Annotated in this window: 20 protein-coding genes and 1 other annotated feature; of the genes, 13 read left to right on the top strand and 7 right to left on the bottom strand. The window is 31.1% G+C overall.

Annotated features, from left to right (window positions below; translation table 11 throughout):
- Window positions 1-4: 4 nt before the first annotated feature.
- The 6 genes from pfkB (at window position 5) to FMG_RS06725 (ending at window position 6,674) form a co-directional block, all read left to right on the top strand.
- Window positions 5-928, top strand: coding sequence for a 1-phosphofructokinase (gene pfkB, locus FMG_RS06750; RefSeq protein ID WP_012290957.1), 924 nt, complete (start codon window positions 5-7; stop codon window positions 926-928).
- Window positions 918-2,789 (top strand): PTS fructose transporter subunit IIABC, encoded by a 1,872-nt coding sequence (locus FMG_RS06745; RefSeq protein ID WP_012290956.1) that lies wholly within the window; start codon window positions 918-920, stop codon window positions 2,787-2,789. Before pfkB ends, FMG_RS06745 begins: the two co-directional genes overlap by 11 nt.
- A 52-nt stretch (window positions 2,790-2,841) precedes the next feature.
- Window positions 2,842-3,708, top strand: a complete 867-nt coding sequence (fba, locus tag FMG_RS06740; protein WP_012290955.1) for a class II fructose-1,6-bisphosphate aldolase — start codon at window positions 2,842-2,844, stop codon at window positions 3,706-3,708.
- A 129-nt stretch (window positions 3,709-3,837) separates the two neighbouring features.
- Window positions 3,838-4,080, top strand: a binding site (T-box leader).
- Window positions 4,081-4,127: 47 nt separating this feature from the next.
- On the top strand, window positions 4,128-5,486 hold the full coding sequence (gene brnQ / locus FMG_RS06735; protein WP_012290954.1) for a branched-chain amino acid transport system II carrier protein: 1,359 nt from the start codon (window positions 4,128-4,130) through the stop codon (window positions 5,484-5,486).
- Between the two features lie 86 nt (window positions 5,487-5,572).
- A complete protein-coding gene (locus FMG_RS06730) occupies window positions 5,573-6,136 on the top strand; it encodes a chromate transporter (protein ID WP_012290953.1) in 564 nt (187 codons plus the stop codon).
- Window positions 6,123-6,674, top strand: coding sequence for a chromate transporter (locus FMG_RS06725; RefSeq protein WP_002837182.1), 552 nt, complete (start codon window positions 6,123-6,125; stop codon window positions 6,672-6,674). The genes FMG_RS06730 and FMG_RS06725 overlap by 14 nt, the downstream gene beginning before the upstream one ends.
- A 30-nt stretch (window positions 6,675-6,704) precedes the next feature.
- On the opposite strand, the gene FMG_RS06720 is transcribed toward FMG_RS06725, so the two are convergent.
- From FMG_RS06720 to scfA, 6 genes are all read right to left on the bottom strand, one after another.
- Window positions 6,705-7,541, bottom strand: a complete 837-nt coding sequence (locus FMG_RS06720) for an antibiotic ABC transporter permease (RefSeq protein ID WP_041250611.1) — start codon at window positions 7,539-7,541, stop codon at window positions 6,705-6,707.
- Window positions 7,534-8,238, bottom strand: coding sequence for an ABC transporter ATP-binding protein (locus FMG_RS06715; RefSeq protein ID WP_002837125.1), 705 nt, complete (start codon window positions 8,236-8,238; stop codon window positions 7,534-7,536). The genes FMG_RS06720 and FMG_RS06715 overlap by 8 nt, the downstream gene beginning before the upstream one ends.
- On the bottom strand, window positions 8,235-8,591 hold the full coding sequence (locus tag FMG_RS06710; protein WP_012290951.1) for a GntR family transcriptional regulator: 357 nt from the start codon (window positions 8,589-8,591) through the stop codon (window positions 8,235-8,237). Before FMG_RS06710 ends, FMG_RS06715 begins: the two co-directional genes overlap by 4 nt.
- A gap of 60 nt (window positions 8,592-8,651) precedes the next feature.
- Window positions 8,652-9,896, bottom strand: a complete 1,245-nt coding sequence (locus FMG_RS06705; RefSeq protein WP_012290950.1) for an aminotransferase class V-fold PLP-dependent enzyme — start codon at window positions 9,894-9,896, stop codon at window positions 8,652-8,654.
- The gene (gene scfB / locus FMG_RS06700; protein WP_012290949.1) at window positions 9,889-11,247 is read right to left on the bottom strand and encodes a thioether cross-link-forming SCIFF peptide maturase; all 1,359 of its coding nucleotides are present in this window, start codon (window positions 11,245-11,247) and stop codon (window positions 9,889-9,891) included. Before scfB ends, FMG_RS06705 begins: the two co-directional genes overlap by 8 nt.
- Before the next feature lie 149 nt (window positions 11,248-11,396).
- Complete coding sequence (scfA, locus tag FMG_RS09540; protein ID WP_002835215.1) at window positions 11,397-11,546, bottom strand: six-cysteine ranthipeptide SCIFF; 150 nt, start codon at window positions 11,544-11,546, stop codon at window positions 11,397-11,399.
- A 131-nt stretch (window positions 11,547-11,677) separates the two neighbouring features.
- On the opposite strand from scfA, the gene FMG_RS06695 reads away from it, so the two are divergent.
- The 7 genes from FMG_RS06695 to FMG_RS06670 all read left to right on the top strand — a co-directional run bounded on the left by FMG_RS06695 (window position 11,678) and on the right by FMG_RS06670 (window position 18,556).
- Window positions 11,678-13,297 (top strand): ATP-binding cassette domain-containing protein, encoded by a 1,620-nt coding sequence (locus tag FMG_RS06695; protein ID WP_227930503.1) that lies wholly within the window; start codon window positions 11,678-11,680, stop codon window positions 13,295-13,297.
- A gap of 19 nt (window positions 13,298-13,316) precedes the next feature.
- Window positions 13,317-14,132, top strand: coding sequence for a hypothetical protein (locus tag FMG_RS06690; protein ID WP_012290947.1), 816 nt, complete (start codon window positions 13,317-13,319; stop codon window positions 14,130-14,132).
- Window positions 14,133-14,268: 136 nt separating this feature from the next.
- A complete protein-coding gene (locus FMG_RS06685) occupies window positions 14,269-15,186 on the top strand; it encodes an ABC transporter ATP-binding protein (protein WP_012290946.1) in 918 nt (305 codons plus the stop codon).
- On the top strand, window positions 15,183-15,953 hold the full coding sequence (locus tag FMG_RS06680) for an ABC transporter permease (protein ID WP_012290945.1): 771 nt from the start codon (window positions 15,183-15,185) through the stop codon (window positions 15,951-15,953). Before FMG_RS06685 ends, FMG_RS06680 begins: the two co-directional genes overlap by 4 nt.
- Before the next feature lies 1 nt (window position 15,954).
- Entirely contained in the window at window positions 15,955-16,725 is a 771-nt protein-coding gene (locus FMG_RS06675) for an ABC transporter permease (protein WP_227930504.1), read from the top strand.
- 2 nt (window positions 16,726-16,727) lie between these two features.
- Window positions 16,728-16,853 carry a hypothetical protein gene (locus FMG_RS09915; protein WP_262348796.1) on the top strand — a complete coding sequence of 42 codons (126 nt, stop codon included), beginning with the start codon at window positions 16,728-16,730 and terminating at the stop codon, window positions 16,851-16,853.
- Window positions 16,854-17,086: 233 nt separating this feature from the next.
- On the top strand, window positions 17,087-18,556 hold the full coding sequence (locus tag FMG_RS06670) for an ATP-binding cassette domain-containing protein (RefSeq protein WP_012290943.1): 1,470 nt from the start codon (window positions 17,087-17,089) through the stop codon (window positions 18,554-18,556).
- A gap of 2 nt (window positions 18,557-18,558) precedes the next feature.
- Here the strand turns inward: FMG_RS06670 and FMG_RS06665 are convergent, their stop codons facing one another.
- Entirely contained in the window at window positions 18,559-19,467 is a 909-nt protein-coding gene (locus tag FMG_RS06665; RefSeq protein WP_012290942.1) for a DMT family transporter, read from the bottom strand.
- Window positions 19,468-19,509: the final 42 nt, after the last annotated feature.

The raw sequence follows: 19,509 nt of genomic DNA, 5'->3' as shown, positions 1-19,509 counted from the left end.
TTATATGATATATACAGTGACATTAAATCCTTCGATTGATTACATAATGCGATTGAATGATTTAGAATTTGGAGAAACTAATAGAGCGAAAGTTACTGAACTTTACGCTGGTGGTAAAGGAATTATGGTTAGCAAATTGCTACATAATTTGAATGTAGAAACCCAAAATATTGGATTTTTGGGAGGATTTACAGGAGATTACATCGAAAAATTATTAGATGAGCTTGGAATTCTCCACGATTTTACTAAAGTTAAAGGAAATAACAGAATTAATGTAAAATTAAAGATGGATTTAGAAACAGAAGTTAATGCACCGGGGCCAGACATCTCACAACAAGAATTGGAAGATTTTTACGAAAAACTTTCTGGAATTGAGGGGGGGATAGTATCTTTTTCTGGATCTGTAGCAGCGAATATGAACAAGGATATCTACATTGAAATGATAAAAAAATTATCACCAAATACTAGATTTACCTTGGATACTACAGGCGATGTATTATTGAAAAGCTTAGACTATCATCCTTTGTTGCTCAAACCTAATCAAAACGAATTAGAAGAAATTTATGGAGATAAGTTTAATTCAAAAGAAGAAATAATTTCTTATATAAAATCAACTATGATTCCAAAAGCAGGGTATGTGATTTGTTCTTTGGGAAGTGATGGTGCGATTTTTGTGAGTGCGAATAATTCTTTTTACATTCCAATTGTAAAAGGGAAAGTTATCAACAGCGTTGGTGCTGGAGATAGCATGGTTGCAGGATTTATCTACGCTTATTTGAACGAAATGAGTGAAGAAGATATGTTCAAAATGGCTGTAGCAAGTGCGACTGCGACAGTTTTCTCATACGATATGGGAGAAAAAAATCAAATAGATGAAATTTTTGGCAAATTAAAAATAATAAATATGGGGGAAAATAATGGAAATTAAAGATTTGCTTTCAAAAGATCTAATGATCATGAATCTTAAATCTACAACAAAGAAAGATGTTATAGATGAAATGATTGAAAAATTGTACGAAAACAATGTTATTAATGATGTACTAAAATTTAGATCTGAAATTATGAAAAGAGAGTTGGAATCTTCGACAGGTCTTGGAGAAGGTGTTGCTATGCCTCATGCGAAAACATCTGCAGTGAACAAACCTGCGATTGTGTTTGCGAGAAGTACAACTGGTGTTGATTATGAAGCGTTGGATGGAGAAGATACTTATATATTTTTCATGATTGCCGCAACTGAAGGACAAAACCAAATGCACATTGAAACTTTGGCGAAATTGTCCAAGCTTTTATTAAAAGAAGGATTTATTGATAGATTAAAATCATCAGAATCTCCAGAAGATGTTTACAAAACTATTGATGAGTACGCAGAAGAATCTGAGCCGAAAGTAGCACCAGTAGAAACTAGCTCGATTTATACAGAAAAACCATTCATTTTAGCTGTAACTGCATGTCCTACTGGAATTGCACACACTTATATGGCGGAAGAAGCTTTGAAGGAACAAGCATCTAAAATGGGAGTTGACATCAAGGTAGAAACAAACGGATCTGATGGTGTTAAAAATAAATTAAATGCTGATGATATCGAAAAAGCTACGGGAATTATAATTGCTGCTGATAGAAAAGTAGAAACAGCACGTTTTAACGGAAAAAACGTAATTGAATGTCCTGTTTCCGATGCAATTAGAAATCCAAAAGATTTGATTCAAAAAATCGTTGACGGAAAAGCGAAGATTTATCACGCAGATGAATCACAATCAAAAGAAGTTGAAGAAGAAACGACAAATTGGAAATCAAAATTATACCAAGATATTATGAATGGTGTAAGTCATATGTTGCCATTTGTAGTTGGTGGTGGAATTTTATTGGCGTTGTCATTCTTAGTTGAAAGATTTTTCTCGGACACTTCACCAATTTACAATTTATTCTCAGTAGGTGGCAAGGCCGCATTTGGATTTTTGATTCCAATTTTGGCAGGATACATTGCTATGAGTATTGGCGATAGACCAGCGTTGATGCCTGGTATGGTTGCAGGTTTCATTGCTGGACAAGGTGCAGGATTTTTGGGAGGACTGTTAGGTGGTTTCTTAGCAGGTTATGTTATTTTATTCTTGAAGAAAATTACTAGAAATCTTCCTAAATCTCTCGAAGGAACTAAACCAATGTTGATCTTCCCAGTATTTGGGTTGCTTCTCACATCTTTGGGTATGATTTTTGTAATATCTCCAGTGTTTACTGTAATCAATAAAACAATCAACGGATTTTTGGCAAATATGGGAACTACAAACTCGATTTTACTTGGAGCTTTGCTCGGAGCGATGATGAGTGTGGATATGGGTGGTCCTGTTAACAAAGCAAGTTACACTTTCTCCATCGGAGTCTTCACAGATACTGGCAATGGAGCATTCATGGCAGCTACAATGGCTGGTGGTATGGTTGCACCTCTTGCAATAGCCATCGCATCTAGTCTATTTAAAAATAAATTTGACGAAAAAGAAAAAAAATCAGCAATCACAAATTATATTTTGGGTGCATCATTTATCACAGAAGGAGCTATTCCATTTGCAGCAAAAGATCCATTGAGAGTAATTGTGTCATCTGTAATAGGTAGTGCAATTGCAGGTGGACTTACACAAGCATTTGAAATAAAATCTCCAGCACCACACGGAGGAATATTCATTTTACCAGCTATGGAATCTGTAGACAAAGCATTGTTCTTCGTATTATCCGTAGCAGTTGGATCTTTGGTTTCAGCAATCATTTATGGATTGTGGAAACAAAAAGCAGAATAATGTTATAATATTATTGTAATTTACAAATTTTCAGATTTTCAAGGAGGAAATTATGTTAGTAGCAGCAGACAAAATGTTAAAAGATGCATTAAAAGGAAAATACGCAGTAGGTCATTTCAATATAAACAACCTAGAATGGACTAAAGCTATTTTGGAAACAGCACAAGAAAACAACTCACCAGTTATTTTGGGAGTTAGCGAAGGCGCTGGAAAATACATGGGTGGATATAAAACAGTTGTAGGAATGGTTAAAGGAATGGTTGAAGAATTAAATATAACAGTTCCTGTAGCAATTCACTTAGACCACGGATCATTCGAAGGTGCAAAAAAATGTATCGAAGCAGGATTTACTTCAGTAATGTTTGATGGTTCTAAATATCCAATCGATGAAAATATAGAAAAAACAAAAGAAATTGTTGAACTTGCGCATTCAAAAGGAATCAGCGTTGAAGCAGAAGTTGGTTCAATCGGTGGTGAAGAAGACGGAGTAATCGGTCAAGGAGAAATCGCCGACAAAAATGAATGTAAGAGAATTTCTGAATTAGGAATAGATTTCTTGGCAGCAGGAATTGGTAACATCCATGGAGTTTATCCAGAAAACTGGAAAGGATTGGACTTCAATGCTCTTGGAGAAATCAAGGGAGAAATCGGAGAAATGCCTCTAGTTCTTCATGGTGGAACTGGAATTCCAACTGACATGATCAAAGAAGCAATTAGCCTTGGAGTATCCAAAATCAATGTAAACACTGAATGCCAAATAGTATTTACAGAAGCAACTAGAAAATATTTTGAAGAAGACAAAGATAAAGAAAAGAAAGGATTCGATCCAAGAAAAGTTTTGAAGCCAGGTTACGAAGCAATCAAAGCAAAAGTTAAAGAAAAAATGGAAATTTTTGGATCAATTGACAAAGCAAACTAATTTAAAAATCAGAATTCAAGCTGAATCTATTAATTTAGATTCAGCTTTTTGATTAAAACAATAAAAAAATTAAAAAAATATAAAAAATACTTGACAAACTAAAAAATAAAGTTTAATATATTATTATATTAATTCAAAAGTTGAAGAAAGAGTAATAATGAATCATTTAGTTCAGAGAGCTATTGTTTGGTGAGAAATAGTGTAAATATCATTATGAAAATCATCTTCTATTACTGGTATGCTGAAGAAAGTAAGTGTACCCGTTGAGGCACATCGTTACCAAAACCGTATATTGATAGATATACTAAGCGTCTGTACATATGCATAATATTTACAGGAACAAAGGTGGTACCGCGATTATTCGTCCTTTATCTCTTATGAGATAGAGGATTTTTTTATTGGAATTTAGGAGGATATGAATGAAAAAGAGTTTAACCAGAGCAGAAATGCTGACAGTTAGTTTGATGTTGTTTGGGATGTTTTTTGGAGCAGGAAATTTAATATTCCCTCCAATGTTAGGTAAGTTATCGGGAGGAAAAGTTTGGATTAGTTTGTCGTTTTTCTGCATAACAGCAGTTGTATTTCCAATTTTAGGGACATTAGTTGTAGCAAAAACAAAAGGTTTGACAAATTTAGCAAAAAAAGTGTCACCGATGTTTGCTTTAATTTTCCCTATGTTAATATACTTATCGATAGGACCTGGACTTGGAATACCAAGAGCTGCGACACTTCCATTTGAAATGGCTTTTAAGCCATACTTGCCAGAATCATTTAATGTGAATTTAGCGAGATTTTTGTACACATGTGCGTTTTTTGGATGTGCTTATTGGCTAGCTCTAAATCCTAAAAAAATAGTAAAACGTTCAGGAAAATTTTTGACACCAGCACTTTTAACTTTGATAACATTATTATTCGTGGGTGTTTTATCCAAGAAAGTTTTCATGCCAATGAATCCATCACAAGCATACATGAGTTCACCTCATTTTACAGGATTTTTGGAAGGATACAACACTATGGATACAATAGCAGCGCTTAATTTCGGGTTGGTAATCAGTTTGGCAATAAGAGCAATGAATATCAATAACGATAAAGATGTATTAACTTACACAAAAAAGGGAGGAGTAGTTGCTGGTGCATTTTTGGTAATAATATATACAATGCTTTCATTTGTGGGATATTCTACTGCGGGATTATTCCCTAAAACTACAAACGGAGCAGAAATATTGACAAATGTTGCAAGATTTACATTTGGATCTTTTGGAGCAGTTTTATTAGCATCTATATTCACATTAGCATGCCTTACAACTTGTATCGGACTTATAACATCTGTTAGCCAATATTTTTTCGAATTGACTAATAAAATGACTTATAGAAAGTGGGCGACATTGTGGACAGTGACAGCACTTGTTGTAAGCAATTTTGGATTGAATACAATACTTAAATTATCAGTGCCTGTTTTATCTGCAATATATCCAGTAAGTTTGGTTCTAATAGTTTTATCATTAAGTGAAAATCTATTCAAGAAATCAACTGCAGTTTACAAATGGACTTCATATGTTACAGTTTTTGTAAGCGTAGTCAGCACAGTTGCAAATACGCTTGAAGCAAACAAAATATCTATAGGTGCTGCCAATAGTTTCTTGAACAGTTTGCCACTATACAAAGAAGGAATGGTATGGGTAATACCAGCATTTTTCACAATGTTTGTAGGATGTGTTTTGGTTAGATTTTTATCATCAAATAAAGAAAACTTGGAATTAGAATTGGAAAACCAATAAACAAAAAATTTATGAGCATAATCTTTTAACGAGATTATGCTTTTTAATTTGAAAAAAATTTTATTGTATAGGATAATATTATCTAGGTGATAAATTTGAAAAACATTGATTTATTTAAAACTCTTCTGAAAATTAATGCCGTAACATTTGGCGGAGGGTATACAATAGTACCTATTATTAGAGATGAGTTTGTTAAGAATAAAAAAATAATTGACGACGACGAAATGATGAAGATAATCGCCTTGGCACAAAGTTGTCCAGGAGCGATGGCTATTAATACATCAATTTTATTGGGATACAGGATAAACAAAACAAAAGGAGCAATTGCAAGTGTACTTGCAGCAACACTTCCGTGCTTGGTTATTATTTCGATTGTAAGTTTGATTTACAACAAAATTCACGATAATCCATTTATCAATATGATGCTTATTAGTATGAGTGGAGCAATCAGTGCGATATTACTTTTAACTGTTGTGGATTTGGCAAAATCAAATTTGAAAAAAGACAGAGCACTTGGAATTGGAATAATGATTTTAGCATTTGTAATGGGATTTGTATTTAACATAAACGTTGCGATAATTTTACTTGCGTGTGCTTGTATAGGAGTAATGTATTCAAAGATTGTAGGTGGCAAATATGATTTTGATTAAATTATTCTGGGTGTTTTTTAAAGTAGGATTATTTGCTTTTGGTGGAGGATATGCAACACTTCCGCTTATCACAAATTTTGTCGTAAATGAAAATCAATGGATTAGTCTTAGAGAATTGACAGATGTACTTACGATTTCTCAAATGACTCCAGGACCGATAGCAATAAATTCTGCGACATTTGTTGGAATGAAAATATATTCCGTGCTGGGCGCTGTTGTAGCAACTACTGGATTGGTGTTTCCGGCGTTAATTATTCTGCTTCCATTGTCTAAGTTGATTTTCTCGGGAAAAGAATTAAAGTTTTTGGATTATATATTAAAAGGAATCAAACCTGCAGTTGCAGCACTTATTTTCATTGCATTTATCGATTTGTTCGAATCAGCAGTGTTTAATGGCAAATTCAATTCGACAAATATCAATATTATTGCAGTTGTTTCATTTGTTGTGGGATTTGTAATGTATTATAAAAAAGTTTCTATCATTAAGATAATCGGCGTGTGTGCAACGCTTGGACTTATATATCAATTTGTAATTTAAAAAAAGCCTCAATATGAGGCTTTTTGTCGTTTAAATATCTATTGAATTGTCCATCATTTTTATCGATGCTTGGTATAAGCCAAGTCCTGTCAATATCCAAATAATAGTACTTGAAATAGGTATTCCCATCAATTTTGTGAATGTGTTCATTGTAATTGTATCTGAATTTTTTAGCGTTATTAATTCGCTAGCATTTACGATTCCTTCACCTACATATGAGATTAGGTAAGGGAATCTTGTGAATATTTCTTGGTCGATTAGAGATATAACCACATTAATCACAATCATAATTATAATCCATGAGTAGCCAGTTTTGTTTGATGGGAACAATGATTTCGTAGCAACTATTGAGAAATACATTACGATGTATCCTATGAATGTACTTATAATAAAATATACTGTCAAAAGTATAAACGTAAATGGAGAAATCGTAAAGTACGGATTATTAAATGCCAATTTAATCATTTCTAAAAATTTTGACTCACCGATAAAATACATTCCCAAGAAGTTTATCAAAGAAAAAGCTACGCCAAATATTACTGTCCAAATAAGAGCGAATAATAATTTACTCATTAAAATGTCGTTGCTTCTAACTGGAAGGGTGAACATCAAATATCCTCTGTCGGAATAGTAATCTCGTCTGAACACCATGACAATTTGTACAGTCAATGCCAAAAAACTTCCGAAAACTGCAAGTATACATAAAATCAAGAAGAGCATTTCTACAAATCCCAATGTTTGAGTATTTGTCATTATTGAATTTTTAAATAATGCATATAAAAAGCTGTTTCCCAATAATCCTACTAGTAATGATATCAAACATAATTTCAAGTTGTTTTTTAAATCGTGTTTTAAAAGTTTAAGCATGGTGACCTCCAAAAATTTGTTTGTACACATCTTCAATGCCTTTGTTGTAAGTTGATCTCAAATTTTCTACGCTATCATTTAATTCCACAGAACCTTTGTTGAGCATTATTACTCTGTCGAAAATTCTTTCGATATCTCTAACCAAGTGAGTGGTAATTACGAGAGTAGAATCAGGGTCGATGTTATCAATGATTGCATCCAAAATTTGTTCACGAGCTACAGGGTCAACTCCTGCGATAGGTTCGTCAATTATGAAAAGCTTAGCGTGACGTGATAACACAAGTGCCAAGTTCAACTTTTCAGTCATACCTTTTGATAGATTGCTAATTTTCATTTTCTTGTCCAAACTCATTTGTTCAATAAAGTTAGTGAATTTTTCTCCGTCAAAATCGGAATAAAAATCTTCGAACAATGCTTGTGTTTGGGCGATTGTAAGGTTAGGGTCTAGAAAAAATCGATCCGGCAAATAACTTACGAATTCTTTTGTCTTGTAATTAACATTTTGTGAATCAATCTTCACTTCGCCTTCGTATTTTTTTATTATTCCAGCTAAAATTTTGATTAAAGTAGTCTTGCCAGAACCATTTGGACCTAGAAGTCCAATCACTTCTCCTTTTTCGGCTGTAAATGATACATCATTAAGTGCTTGTTTGTTGCCGTATTTTTTCGACAAATTTTTTATTTCGAGTACGCTCATTTTGTCCACCTTTCATCTATTAGTTCCATTAGCTTTTCTTTCGGCATATTCATCTGATACATTTCGTTTAAGAAATCATCGATCAATTGTTCTGCCATGTCATTTTTCAAAGCTTTTAATTTATCATCGTCCACATCTACAAACGAACCAAGTCCTCGTTTACTCATAGTAACTCCACAGCTTTCCAACTCTGCATAAGCACGTTGAACAGTATTAGGATTTACGTTTAATTCTTTCGCAGTTTCTCTGACAGAAGGAATTTTATCAGAAGACTTTAATTCTTGCCTAATTATTTTGTATTTAAAATAATCTACGATTTGAATGTAGATAGGCTTATTATCATCAAATTGCATATTATCTCCTTTCTCATCTGTTCTATAACAATAATACACCGTTACAATAAAAAAGTCAACCTATTTTAATAAAATATTTACGCCCTTTGATGATAAATCGTTCAGCTCATCGATTTGTTCTTGATTAATTGTGGAATTTTTCTTCGCAAAAATTTTTCCTGGTGGATAAATCACGATATCATTGGCGATTATTTTGTTCAGTAAATAATCGTACGTTTTATAAGTTTTCGTAGAGTCTGATTTTTTATATGAACGAAGAGCTTCCAGCAAGATTTCAAAATCTTTTTTCTCATCTGCAATCGTTGAAATCAATACGAGATTTTTGTCGTCTATCATTTCAATATAAATTCCGTTTTTTATCAAATGCTCATTGACATCACTTGGATTGTCGCATTCAAGGACAATTCTTGTAAAATCTCTCTTGCAATTTTTTTGAATAGGAGCTTTTCTTATGAAATCCAAGCCTTCAATCTCACTATAAAACCAATCTATTATTTCTTTTAATTCAGCGTATTTGTTTTCATTTTTAGTGCAATAATCAATTGCATATTCTACAGATGTCATGAAAATATACGATGGGGAAGATGTCATAATCATTTGTAGATTACTTATGGTTTTATCTATCAATTCATATTCGCAGTTGAAATTAATCGCAGCAGTTTGTGTGAATGCAGGCATTGTTTTGTGATATGAATTAATAGAAATATCACAACCTAGTTGCATTGCATTTTTGTCGAAACAGTCCAGTGCGAAATGCGTTCCGTGTGCTTCGTCTACGATAATCTTGATATTATTTTCGTGGCAGTATTCTACAAGTTTTTCGATAGGCTGATAAATCCCATAATAATTGGGACGTGTGATGAGAACTGCTTTGATAGATGAATCTTTTTTCAAATTTTCTATCAAAACTTCTTGTTCACACACTCCATCACAGTCGATCTCCACAGATTCTCCACGTGCGAGTCTTACGCCGTTGATTACGGATTTGTGACAATTTTTCTCTATCAAAATTTTTTCGTTCTCATCTAATACGCTCATTATACTTGCGACGATACCAGAGGTTGAACCATTGACAAGATACATTGATTTTTTTGCATGCGAAAAAAGGGCAAGATTATTCCTGCCCTCAGCTATAATATTATTTGCATGGTACAAATCATCTGTATCAGATAATTCTGTTACATCAATCTTTAAAATATTTTCAAGAAAATCGTTCATTCCTTCCAACATCTTGCCCTTATGACCAGGCATATGAAAGCTTACTTTTTCTTTTCTATTTATAAGATTATCATACAAATTACGCATTCAACATTTTCTCCACTTCAACCATAATTGCACATTCAGTACGTTTCTTTTGCATTGCGCAACCTAATTCATAAGGTTTGTAAATATCGTTATTAAAATTGTACGCATTTGCATGGCAACCACCAGAACAGTAGAATTTGCACCAACAATTCTTGCAATCTTCTTTTGTAAATACATGACAATTCAAAAATTCTTCACGCATATCTTCTGGTAAAGTTAGATTTTCATCTAAAATATTGCCCATTTTGAATTTTTCATTGCCGACAAATTGGTGACAAGGATAGATGTCTCCTTCTGGAGTAACTGCAACGTATTCGCAGCCAGCTCCACAACCTTGCATTCTTTTAATAACACAAGGACCTTGAGTCAAATCAACCATAAAATGGAAGAACTTGAAGTTAGAACCATTTACTTGATCTTTTGCATATTCCACTGCTAACTTTTCGTATTCATTTAAAACAGTGTCCAAATCTTCTTTAGTAATAGCGTAATCATCGTAATCGCTGTCTACAACAGGTTCAATACTTGACAATTCAAATCCCAAATCTTTGAAATGTTTTACATCTTCTGAAAAATCCAAATTCTTCTTAGTAAATGTTCCTCTAACATAATAATATTTTCCTTTTCTTCCTTTAATAAGCTTTTGGAATTTAGGAACGATTAAATCGTAAGAGCCCTTATCATTCAAAGTTTTTCTCATATTATCGTTGACAGATTTTCTACCATCAAGACTAAGAACAACGTTGTGCATATTTTTGTTGATAAAATCTATCTTGTCATCGTCTAATAAAACACCATTAGTAGTTATAGTAAATCTGAATTTCTTACCTTTTTCCTCGGCTATTTCGTTGCCGTATTTAACTAATTTCTTAACAAGCTCGAAATCCATTAAAGGTTCTCCGCCGAAGAAATCCACTTCCAAGAATTTTCTTGAACCACTATTGTCAACCAAATATTTCAAAGCTTTTTTGCCGACTTCTTCAGTCATATAAGCTTTGTGTCCACCGAAATCACCTTGTGAAGCAAAACAATATTCGCACTTCAAATTACAATCGTGAACAACGTGAAGGCACATTGCCTTTAAAACAGGTTCTCTCTTTTTGAAATCTTCAATGTGAAGATAATCATCCGATGAAAAAAGCATATTCGCTTTTTCCAATTCTGCAATTTCCTTGATAGAATCTCTGACAGATTCTTCAGGATATTGAGCTAATTTTTCTACTATTTCATCTGCACTTAAATCTTTGTAATAATCAAGTACATCGTAACTTATGTCGTCAAAAACATGGACACTTCCACCGTTTACATCTAAAACAATGTTGTGGCCATTCATTTTGTATTTATGTATCATATAATTCTCCTTTCAGCTACCGTACTATTTTATAGAAAATTATGAATTAAGTCAATAAAAAACGAAAACCACTCAAAAGAGTGGCATCAATTTAATAATCGCATATCTGATTGTTTACTTAAAAGTCTTCAATCATTATGTAAACAAGATTATCTATTTTCGTTTTCACATTCTTGGTTAGCAACTGTGCAAGAAGTTTTGCAAGCTGATTGGCAAGATGTTTGGCATTCACCACAACCACCTTTGCAAGCTGATTCTTTCAAAGTGTTAGGTGTTAAAGTTTTAATATGTTTTTCCATAATATTCACCTCAAAATAATTATATCACAAATTCAGAAAAAATGTGCGAAATAAAATTACGTTGAATAATAAAAAAAATCATTGAATAAACATAAAACAAGTGATATATTTAATTTAAAGGAATGATGAAAATGTTCAAATATATTACGCAAAATAAAAAATTATTCTACCTAACTATTCTCACAGCGCCTATTGCTGTTGGGTTTGATATTGGCTTGGCGTGGCTTTTAAGAATTATAACAGATGCAGGAACTAATGGAGAAGAACAACTTTTGCCCAGATTAATTCTGATTTCTGTGTTGTACATAATTTTTGCAAGTATTTCCGATTTATTATATCGAAAAAGCACAGTAGAACTTACGAATAATTGTATATATAATGTTAGAAATGATTTGTTCAACAGTATAACAGACGAATCTCTCATCAAAATATCCAAACAAAATAGTGGATATTATATATCAATGTTTTTGAATGATTTGGAAGATTTGAAGATGGATTATTTCAAAAATATGGTGTCTTCATATCATGAAATTCTCAATTTCGTTATATCCATAGTGTTGCTTGTCAAAATCGACATAATAATGGCAATCACAATAATAATATTTTCTGTGGTGCAATTAGCAGTTCCATTTATTTTCGAAAAATTAATCGAAAAAAGACAAGAAGAACTTATGAATATAAGAAATGAATACACGTCTAGTTTGCAAGAATTCGTGAACAATTTCAATTTGATTAAGTTTTTCAAAAGAGAAATTATTTTTCAAAAAATTAACCAAGATAAATCCATTGAATATCGTAACGCATCAAATACCAAGGAAACTTTGAGCAAAACTATTTACGTTTTATCATTTGCTAGTTCGTTGGCAATGTATTTGGGTTGTATGTTGGTCGGAATTTGGCTAGTGTTTAAGGATAGAATAACCATCGGTCAAGTAATAGAATCAAGTCAACTTATGGCTTATGTGACAGGACCGTTGTTGAATTTCACAGATATAATGACAAGTTTTAAATCAGCAAAGCCAGTCCAAAACAAAATTATGAATTTCATCTCAGAAGAAATGCCTGTTGAAGTAGAAGATGAATTCGAATTTAATAATTTGAAATTAAACAATATTTCGTTTAAATATCCAACAAGCGACAAATATGTTTTGAAAAATTTGGATTTTACATTTGAAAAGGGTAAGAAATACATTATTATTGGAGAAAGTGGAACGGGTAAATCAACCATATTCAAGATTTTGCAAAAACAAGAAATAGCAACGGAAGGAGAAGTTCAGATTAATAATAAAAATATTTTGGATATTACAGATAGCACATATTATTCTAAAATCGGATTTGCAACACAAGACACTGGAATATTCACAGCAAGCATCAAAGACAATATATCCTTGTTTGACAACAAACCTGTAGATAAAACAATTATTGAACAACTTGGATTAAATACTTTGATTAATTCCAAACCAAAAGGAATTGACACTGTAATTTCCAGTGAAGACAAATCTATCTCAGGTGGAGAAAAACAACGTATAGCCATTGCAAGACTTCTCAACGAAAATTTCGACTGTATTTTATTAGACGAATCTACATCATCATTGGATAAACACAGCGTGGATATTGTTGAAGAATGCATACTTTCGAAAAAAGATTTGACAGTAATAGCAATTACACATCATTTGACAAGTAAAGCAATTAAAATGAGCGATTTTATTTTAAAATTAGAAGACGGAAAATTAGTACCAGTTACAATGTAAACTAAAAGAGGTTAATAATATGGGAACTAAAAACACTTATAACAACTATCAATTTTATGAAACACCAGCATTGACTAAATATTTGGAAGAACAATCAATAAAAGGCTACAGTTTTTGTGGCGCAGTGGGAGAATTTTTAGATGTATTAAAGTTTAGTCACATGGAAGATAAAAAAAGTAAATCTTTTACTATTTTGCGTAAGCGTTTGGACGAACATATCGATGAAAAAATCAGAGAAATGAAAAATAATAAAACTGAAGTTATACACGAAAATAATACGTATATTGTATTTGCAAATAATTCTGAGGCGGATAAGGAGTTAGAATCCATTTTAAAAAAGCAGAATGCTTTCCAAGCAGTTTCCATAAAAAAATCTGTAGCATTTATCAGTATATTATTGATTATTTCAGTGATTAGTGTGGTTTTGAATTTATTATGGTCACAATATACAAACTTAGTGTTAAACAGTCTGAATGTGGGAGTTTGTATTTCTCTAATTATTAATTTCTTGATTTATTTTATTGGAGATTTGCACGATTATTTTTCAGGAAAAGCAGTAACAACATACGGGAAGATAATATTTAATAAGCGTAGCAAATTAAAAGATACGCTATTTCGACTTGGAGATGTACTTAAATTCGCAATATTATTGGTAAGTATATTTTTTAGCATAAAAGTTGTGCTACAAGCAAGTGATCCTGCGGTTACAGTTAATGTTTTAAAAATGTGGTCGATATTTTGTATTGTGGGATTTGGTTCAAGGATAAAATTCCAAAAATCATATATCGTATTGCTTTTTATCGAAGTATTTCTAATAACACTTGGAGCGTTGTAGAAAACAAAAATAAATTTCTATGTAAAAAATTGCACGACTAATCTCGTGCTTTTTTTATTGCTAACATGTAGCAGGAAATTGTTTTTTTAGGATATAATATATAATGATATTTGAAAGTATAAACATGGGGCGAATTATGATAGAGATAAACAACCTGAAAAAAGATTATGAAATAATTAAGAGAAAAAGTTTATTAAACAAAGAAAAAACTATCGTTAATGCAGTGAAGAAAATTTCTTTTGAAATTGAAGATGGAGAAAGGGTCGGACTCATTGGGCTTAATGGAGCAGGGAAGACTACTACGATTAAAATGATGACGGGAATTTTGTATCCAACAGATGGTTTTATAAAAGTGAATGGATTCACTCCGTCTGATAGGAAAAAAGAATTTTTGAATGAAATTGGAGTATCAATGGGACAACGTTCGTGTATGTTTTACGATATTGATGTGATAGAATCATTCAAATATTTCAAAGAAGTTTATGAAATTTCGGATACAGAATTTGAGAAAAGATTACAAGAATTTGATAAAGTTCTGGGACTTTCGCAACTTTTACATACTCCTGTAAGAAAATTGTCTTTCGGTCAGAGGATGAAGTGTGAATTGGCAGTGAGTCTGATTCATTTGCCGCGAACGATATTTTTGGATGAGCCTACTATTGGTCTTGATGTTGTGGTTCAAGAAAATATATTTGAGTTTTTGAATATGATAAACCAAAAATATAATTCTACTATTATATTGACTACACATGAGATAGAAAATATAGATAAATTTTGCCCTAGAATTATAGTATTAAATCATGGAGAAGTGATTTACGATGGAAGGTGCAATAAATTTTTGGATAGGGATAAGTATAGAAAACTAACCGTATCTTCAAAATACGTTGAGTATTTGAAGGATTTTAATCCAGACATCGACAATGAGAAGGCTACAGCTTTATTGACAATCGATCAGTTAAATAGTGTAGATATTTCAAACTTTTCTAAGTCCGAATTTACTATCGAAGAATTGAGCTTGGAAGATGTTTTGAAAACTAAATTGAGGGTTGAATGATGAAATTATTTGCTTGTTCTCTAAGAATTGCTCTGAAAAAGATGTTTGCTTATCCAAATGAAATAATCATGATATTTTTTCACAGCCTTTTCCAATTATTGTCGACGATTTTGTTTTGGGTTGTGTTATTTGACAATGTAGATTCTTTTGGATACGACAAATCTTTCATATATTTGTTGGCAATGGTCGGGATGTTATCTTCAGCTATTGAAGAAATGTTTTTCGGACTCAGAGATTTTGAGTGGTTAGTGCGTGACGGAAGTTTGGATAGGTATTTGTATCGCCCTCAAAATACTTTGTTTATGATAATGATAGAAAATATTCCACTTGTTGCATTCGTTGAACAACTCGTGCTTGGAATTGTTGGAATAATTGTGGTAGTAGTGAAATTTGATATCGCGATTTCTTTTTTAGCTGTATTAAGGATGATAATTCTTTTAATAATAGGGAACGTGTATTATCAAACGATTTATGCGACAATAACGATGCTGAGTTTAAGATTTGAAAAAATATCGACATTAAGGGATTTGATTTTCAATTTTAATTTTTCAAAAAATTATCCCACTACAATTTTTCCGAATTTTTTGAGAAAATTTCTGACTTATGTAGTTCCTGTTTCATTGATAGCATTTGTTCCAACACTAGCTTTAAGCGGAAAACCTACTAGACATTTTCCTCTAATATTAATTTTTTTAGCAGTGAGCTTGATGATTTTATACATTGTGTACAATCGTGGACTTAGAAGATATTCTTCAAATGGAGGTTAGAATGAAAAAATACTTAGCGTCTATGAAAATAGAATACCTAAATTCAAAAGAATACTTTATTTCTTTTGTTTCCTCCATATTTTATATACCAATTACAATAATTGTTTATTATTTTTTGTGGAAATTCATAATGAAAGGACAAGCTGATATTGCTGGAATGAATTTTGACGATGTGATTGCGTATTTCATGACGATTTTGGTAGTAAAAAATTCAATATCAAATACAATGGCAGAAACTTATTACATATTCCAAGACATAAATTCGGGAAATATTGATACGCTGATAACTAAGCCAATTTATTATCCTCTTACTAGATTTTGCATATCTATAGGAAGAGTTGTAATATCAATGCCTTTGGGGATAGCTTTTTGGATAGCAGTTCAGTTGTATTTCAATAAGTTTTCATTTGCATCGCTTGGTTATTTTATAATATCCTTGTTTCTAGGATTTTGTTTGATGTTTCAAGTGTTATGCATTTTAGGATTACTAACATTTTGGTTAAAATCTGTACTTAGTCTTAGAGATATTTTCTGGTATATTCTGGCAATATTTTCAGGAGAAGTAGTTCCCTTAGCGTTTTTCTCTGGGAAATTTGAAATTATACAACACAATCCTCTTGCAGGAATTTATTATATCCCTGCAAACATAATAAACTCAAACAATATGAGTTTATTGTTGTTAGAACAGATAGTTTATATGGCGATTTTTTCCGTAATAATTTATTTTATGTGGAAAAGAGGAATAAAACATTATGAATCACAAGGTGGGTAAATATGATTTTGATATTTAATAATATATATGATAGGATTAAATTAGCAATGGAGGTGGGTTTATTTATGTTTACAGTATTAAGAGAAGGTGGCAGTGGCGGAGAAGATAAATGCCCAAGAAGAGCTTAAACATTGAATTGTAAAAAAGAGGAATCAAAAATGAGCGAATATTCTTAAAGTTGGTTTTATATCTAATTTTTGAGAATCAGTTCAAAATGTTTCCTTTTTTTTATAATAAATGAAAAGATTTATAATAAATTGTAATTATGAATCTATAAATTATTTGAATAAATTATATTTTTTGTTTGAATTGTCAAATGAATTTGGTGTTTACATAGAAAACCCATTGGAGATGATAAATAATGTTGAAATTAAAAAGATATGTTTCAAATAAAAGCCTTGCCATTTATTGTTTGATAAATGGTCTATTAAAAATTTTGTTTTTAGTATCTCCACTTGTTGCAAAAAAGTTTATAGATAATGCAATGAATAAAAATTTTAATAATATGTTGATTTTTGGACTGATAGATGTTTTCTTATTTGTATTAACTCAGGTTGTATCTTATATATTTGATATTTTCAGTAAAAAAGTAGAAACATCAGCAATATCTAATATTTTCAAAGAGGTAAATGAAAATTTGGATACATATAGAGTAAAAGAACATTCAATTAATAGAGATAGAATTAATCAAGAAATAACAAATAATCTTACATTAATAAAAGGCTTTATTGTAGATATACCTATTAGTATTGCATTTTCTATTATTACTATGATAGCAATATTTTTAATAATGTTAAAATTGTCTATTAGCTTAGCATTAGTTATGATAATTGTAGTCCCAGTAGGTGCATATATATCATATAAATTAGGTTATTTGATTTCAGATTATTCGGAAAAAGATTTAACGAATAATAGAGATATTAAGGGATATCTGCTAGATAAATATTCTATTACAAAGTCAGAAAGACTTTTAAAAAGAAAGCAGATGTTTGATATAAAAATTTTATTAGAAAATTATGAGAATACCTTAAATAAAAAATATAAATTAGAATCTCTTGTAAATAATATGATGATTTATTTTATTTTAAATGGTGTAATAATTTCTATGTATTTGATTTCTGGATATTATGTGTATAAAAATATGATTACAATAGGTACTTTTTATGCTACACAACTTTATGTGTCTAGATTTTGGACACCAGTAGAATATTTGTTTGACATAAGAAATCAATATTTAACAGCAAAGCCAGCAATAAATAGTTTTTTGAATTTTATGGAAGTAAAAAAAACAAGATACAATTATGATATTATAAAAGAAATAGAATTGGTGAATTTTGAATGTTTGAGTAATAAAGGGAAAGTATTAAATGAAAAAATTTCTATGAAATTTGATAATAAAAATATAAATATAATTTCTGGAGATAATGGTGTAGGAAAAACAACTGTGATAGAATCTATTTTGAATTATACCGATAGATACAATGGAGATATATTAATAAATGGAAGAATATTAAAAGAGAGCTACTATGATATGGTGTACATATCATCTGATTATAATATATCTAATTTTGGATTGTTATCTGATAAAATAAATTTTTCTTCTGGACAAAAGAAAAAAGCACAAATAGAGTTAGCATTAAATACGGATAAGAGTGTTTATATAATAGATGAACCTACTAATTTTTTAGATGAAGAAAATAAAATCAAAATAGCGAAGATGATAAATGAGTTGTATTTTAAAAAGAAAATAGTGATTTTGATTACGCATGATAGCGAAATTATTAATATGATAAAAAATAAAAAAATGTTTTTTTTAAAAAAATCTGCATGAGATTATACTCGTGCAGATTTTTCATTTATTAACATTCTTTGTTTTCTCCTATTGTTCATAAAATTAATTAAAGCTCCACTGAATATTAGCACATAGCCGATTATACTTAAATAATCAGGGCTTTGATGTAAGAATAAAAATCCGAACAATCCTGTAAAAATTATCGTAGAATAATCAAACACAGAAATTTCCGAAGCTGGTGCGAATTTGTAAGCTAATGTTATTCCAAATTGTCCGATAAGGGCTGCAAGTCCAACGCCGATAAGAGCAAGGATTGATGATGTTCCCATTGGAACAAAATTAAATATCATAAAAGGAATACATACTATACACGAAAATCCCGAGAAAAACGCAACGATAAACGAACTGTTAACTCCAAGCGTGTTTAATTTTCTAACACAAGTGTAAGCTCCACCTGCACAAACTCCACCCAAAATTCCTATTAAATATGGAAGAATTTCCTGGATTTGTAGTGTAGGTTTTACAACAAACAAAACCCCTACAAATGCTATCAAAATCGAAATTATGTGTTCCTTTCTCAAATCTTCTTTTAGGAAAACCCAAGACAAAATCAAAGTCGCAAAAGGAGCTAGTTTGTTGAGAACTGATGCATCGGAAATAAATAGATGATCCAACGCATAATAATTACAAAAAATTCCTGCAGTACCCAAACTTGCTCTCAAAATCAAAGTTTTCCATGGGATTGATTTAACATCGTGAAGTTCTTTTACTTCTTCTTTTTTATTTGATTTCAATAAAAGCGCGAATGCCACCAAAAAAGCAATCAAATTTCTGAAAAAACTTTTTTGAATAGTTGGCAAATCTCCAGCAAGTGGTATGAATAAATTCATAAGAGCAAATCCAAATGCTGACAATAATATTGCTATAATACCTTTAGTTCTATTATTCATTTATTACCTCCGTATTAATAAATGATATCATAAAACAATGTA

The organism is Finegoldia magna ATCC 29328 (genome assembly GCF_000010185.1).
In the GTDB taxonomy this organism is placed as follows: Bacteria; Bacillota; Clostridia; order Tissierellales; family Peptoniphilaceae; genus Finegoldia; species Finegoldia magna_H.
Note: the sequence above shows the minus strand (reverse complement) of the source record. Positions and strands in the feature narration are given on the sequence as shown.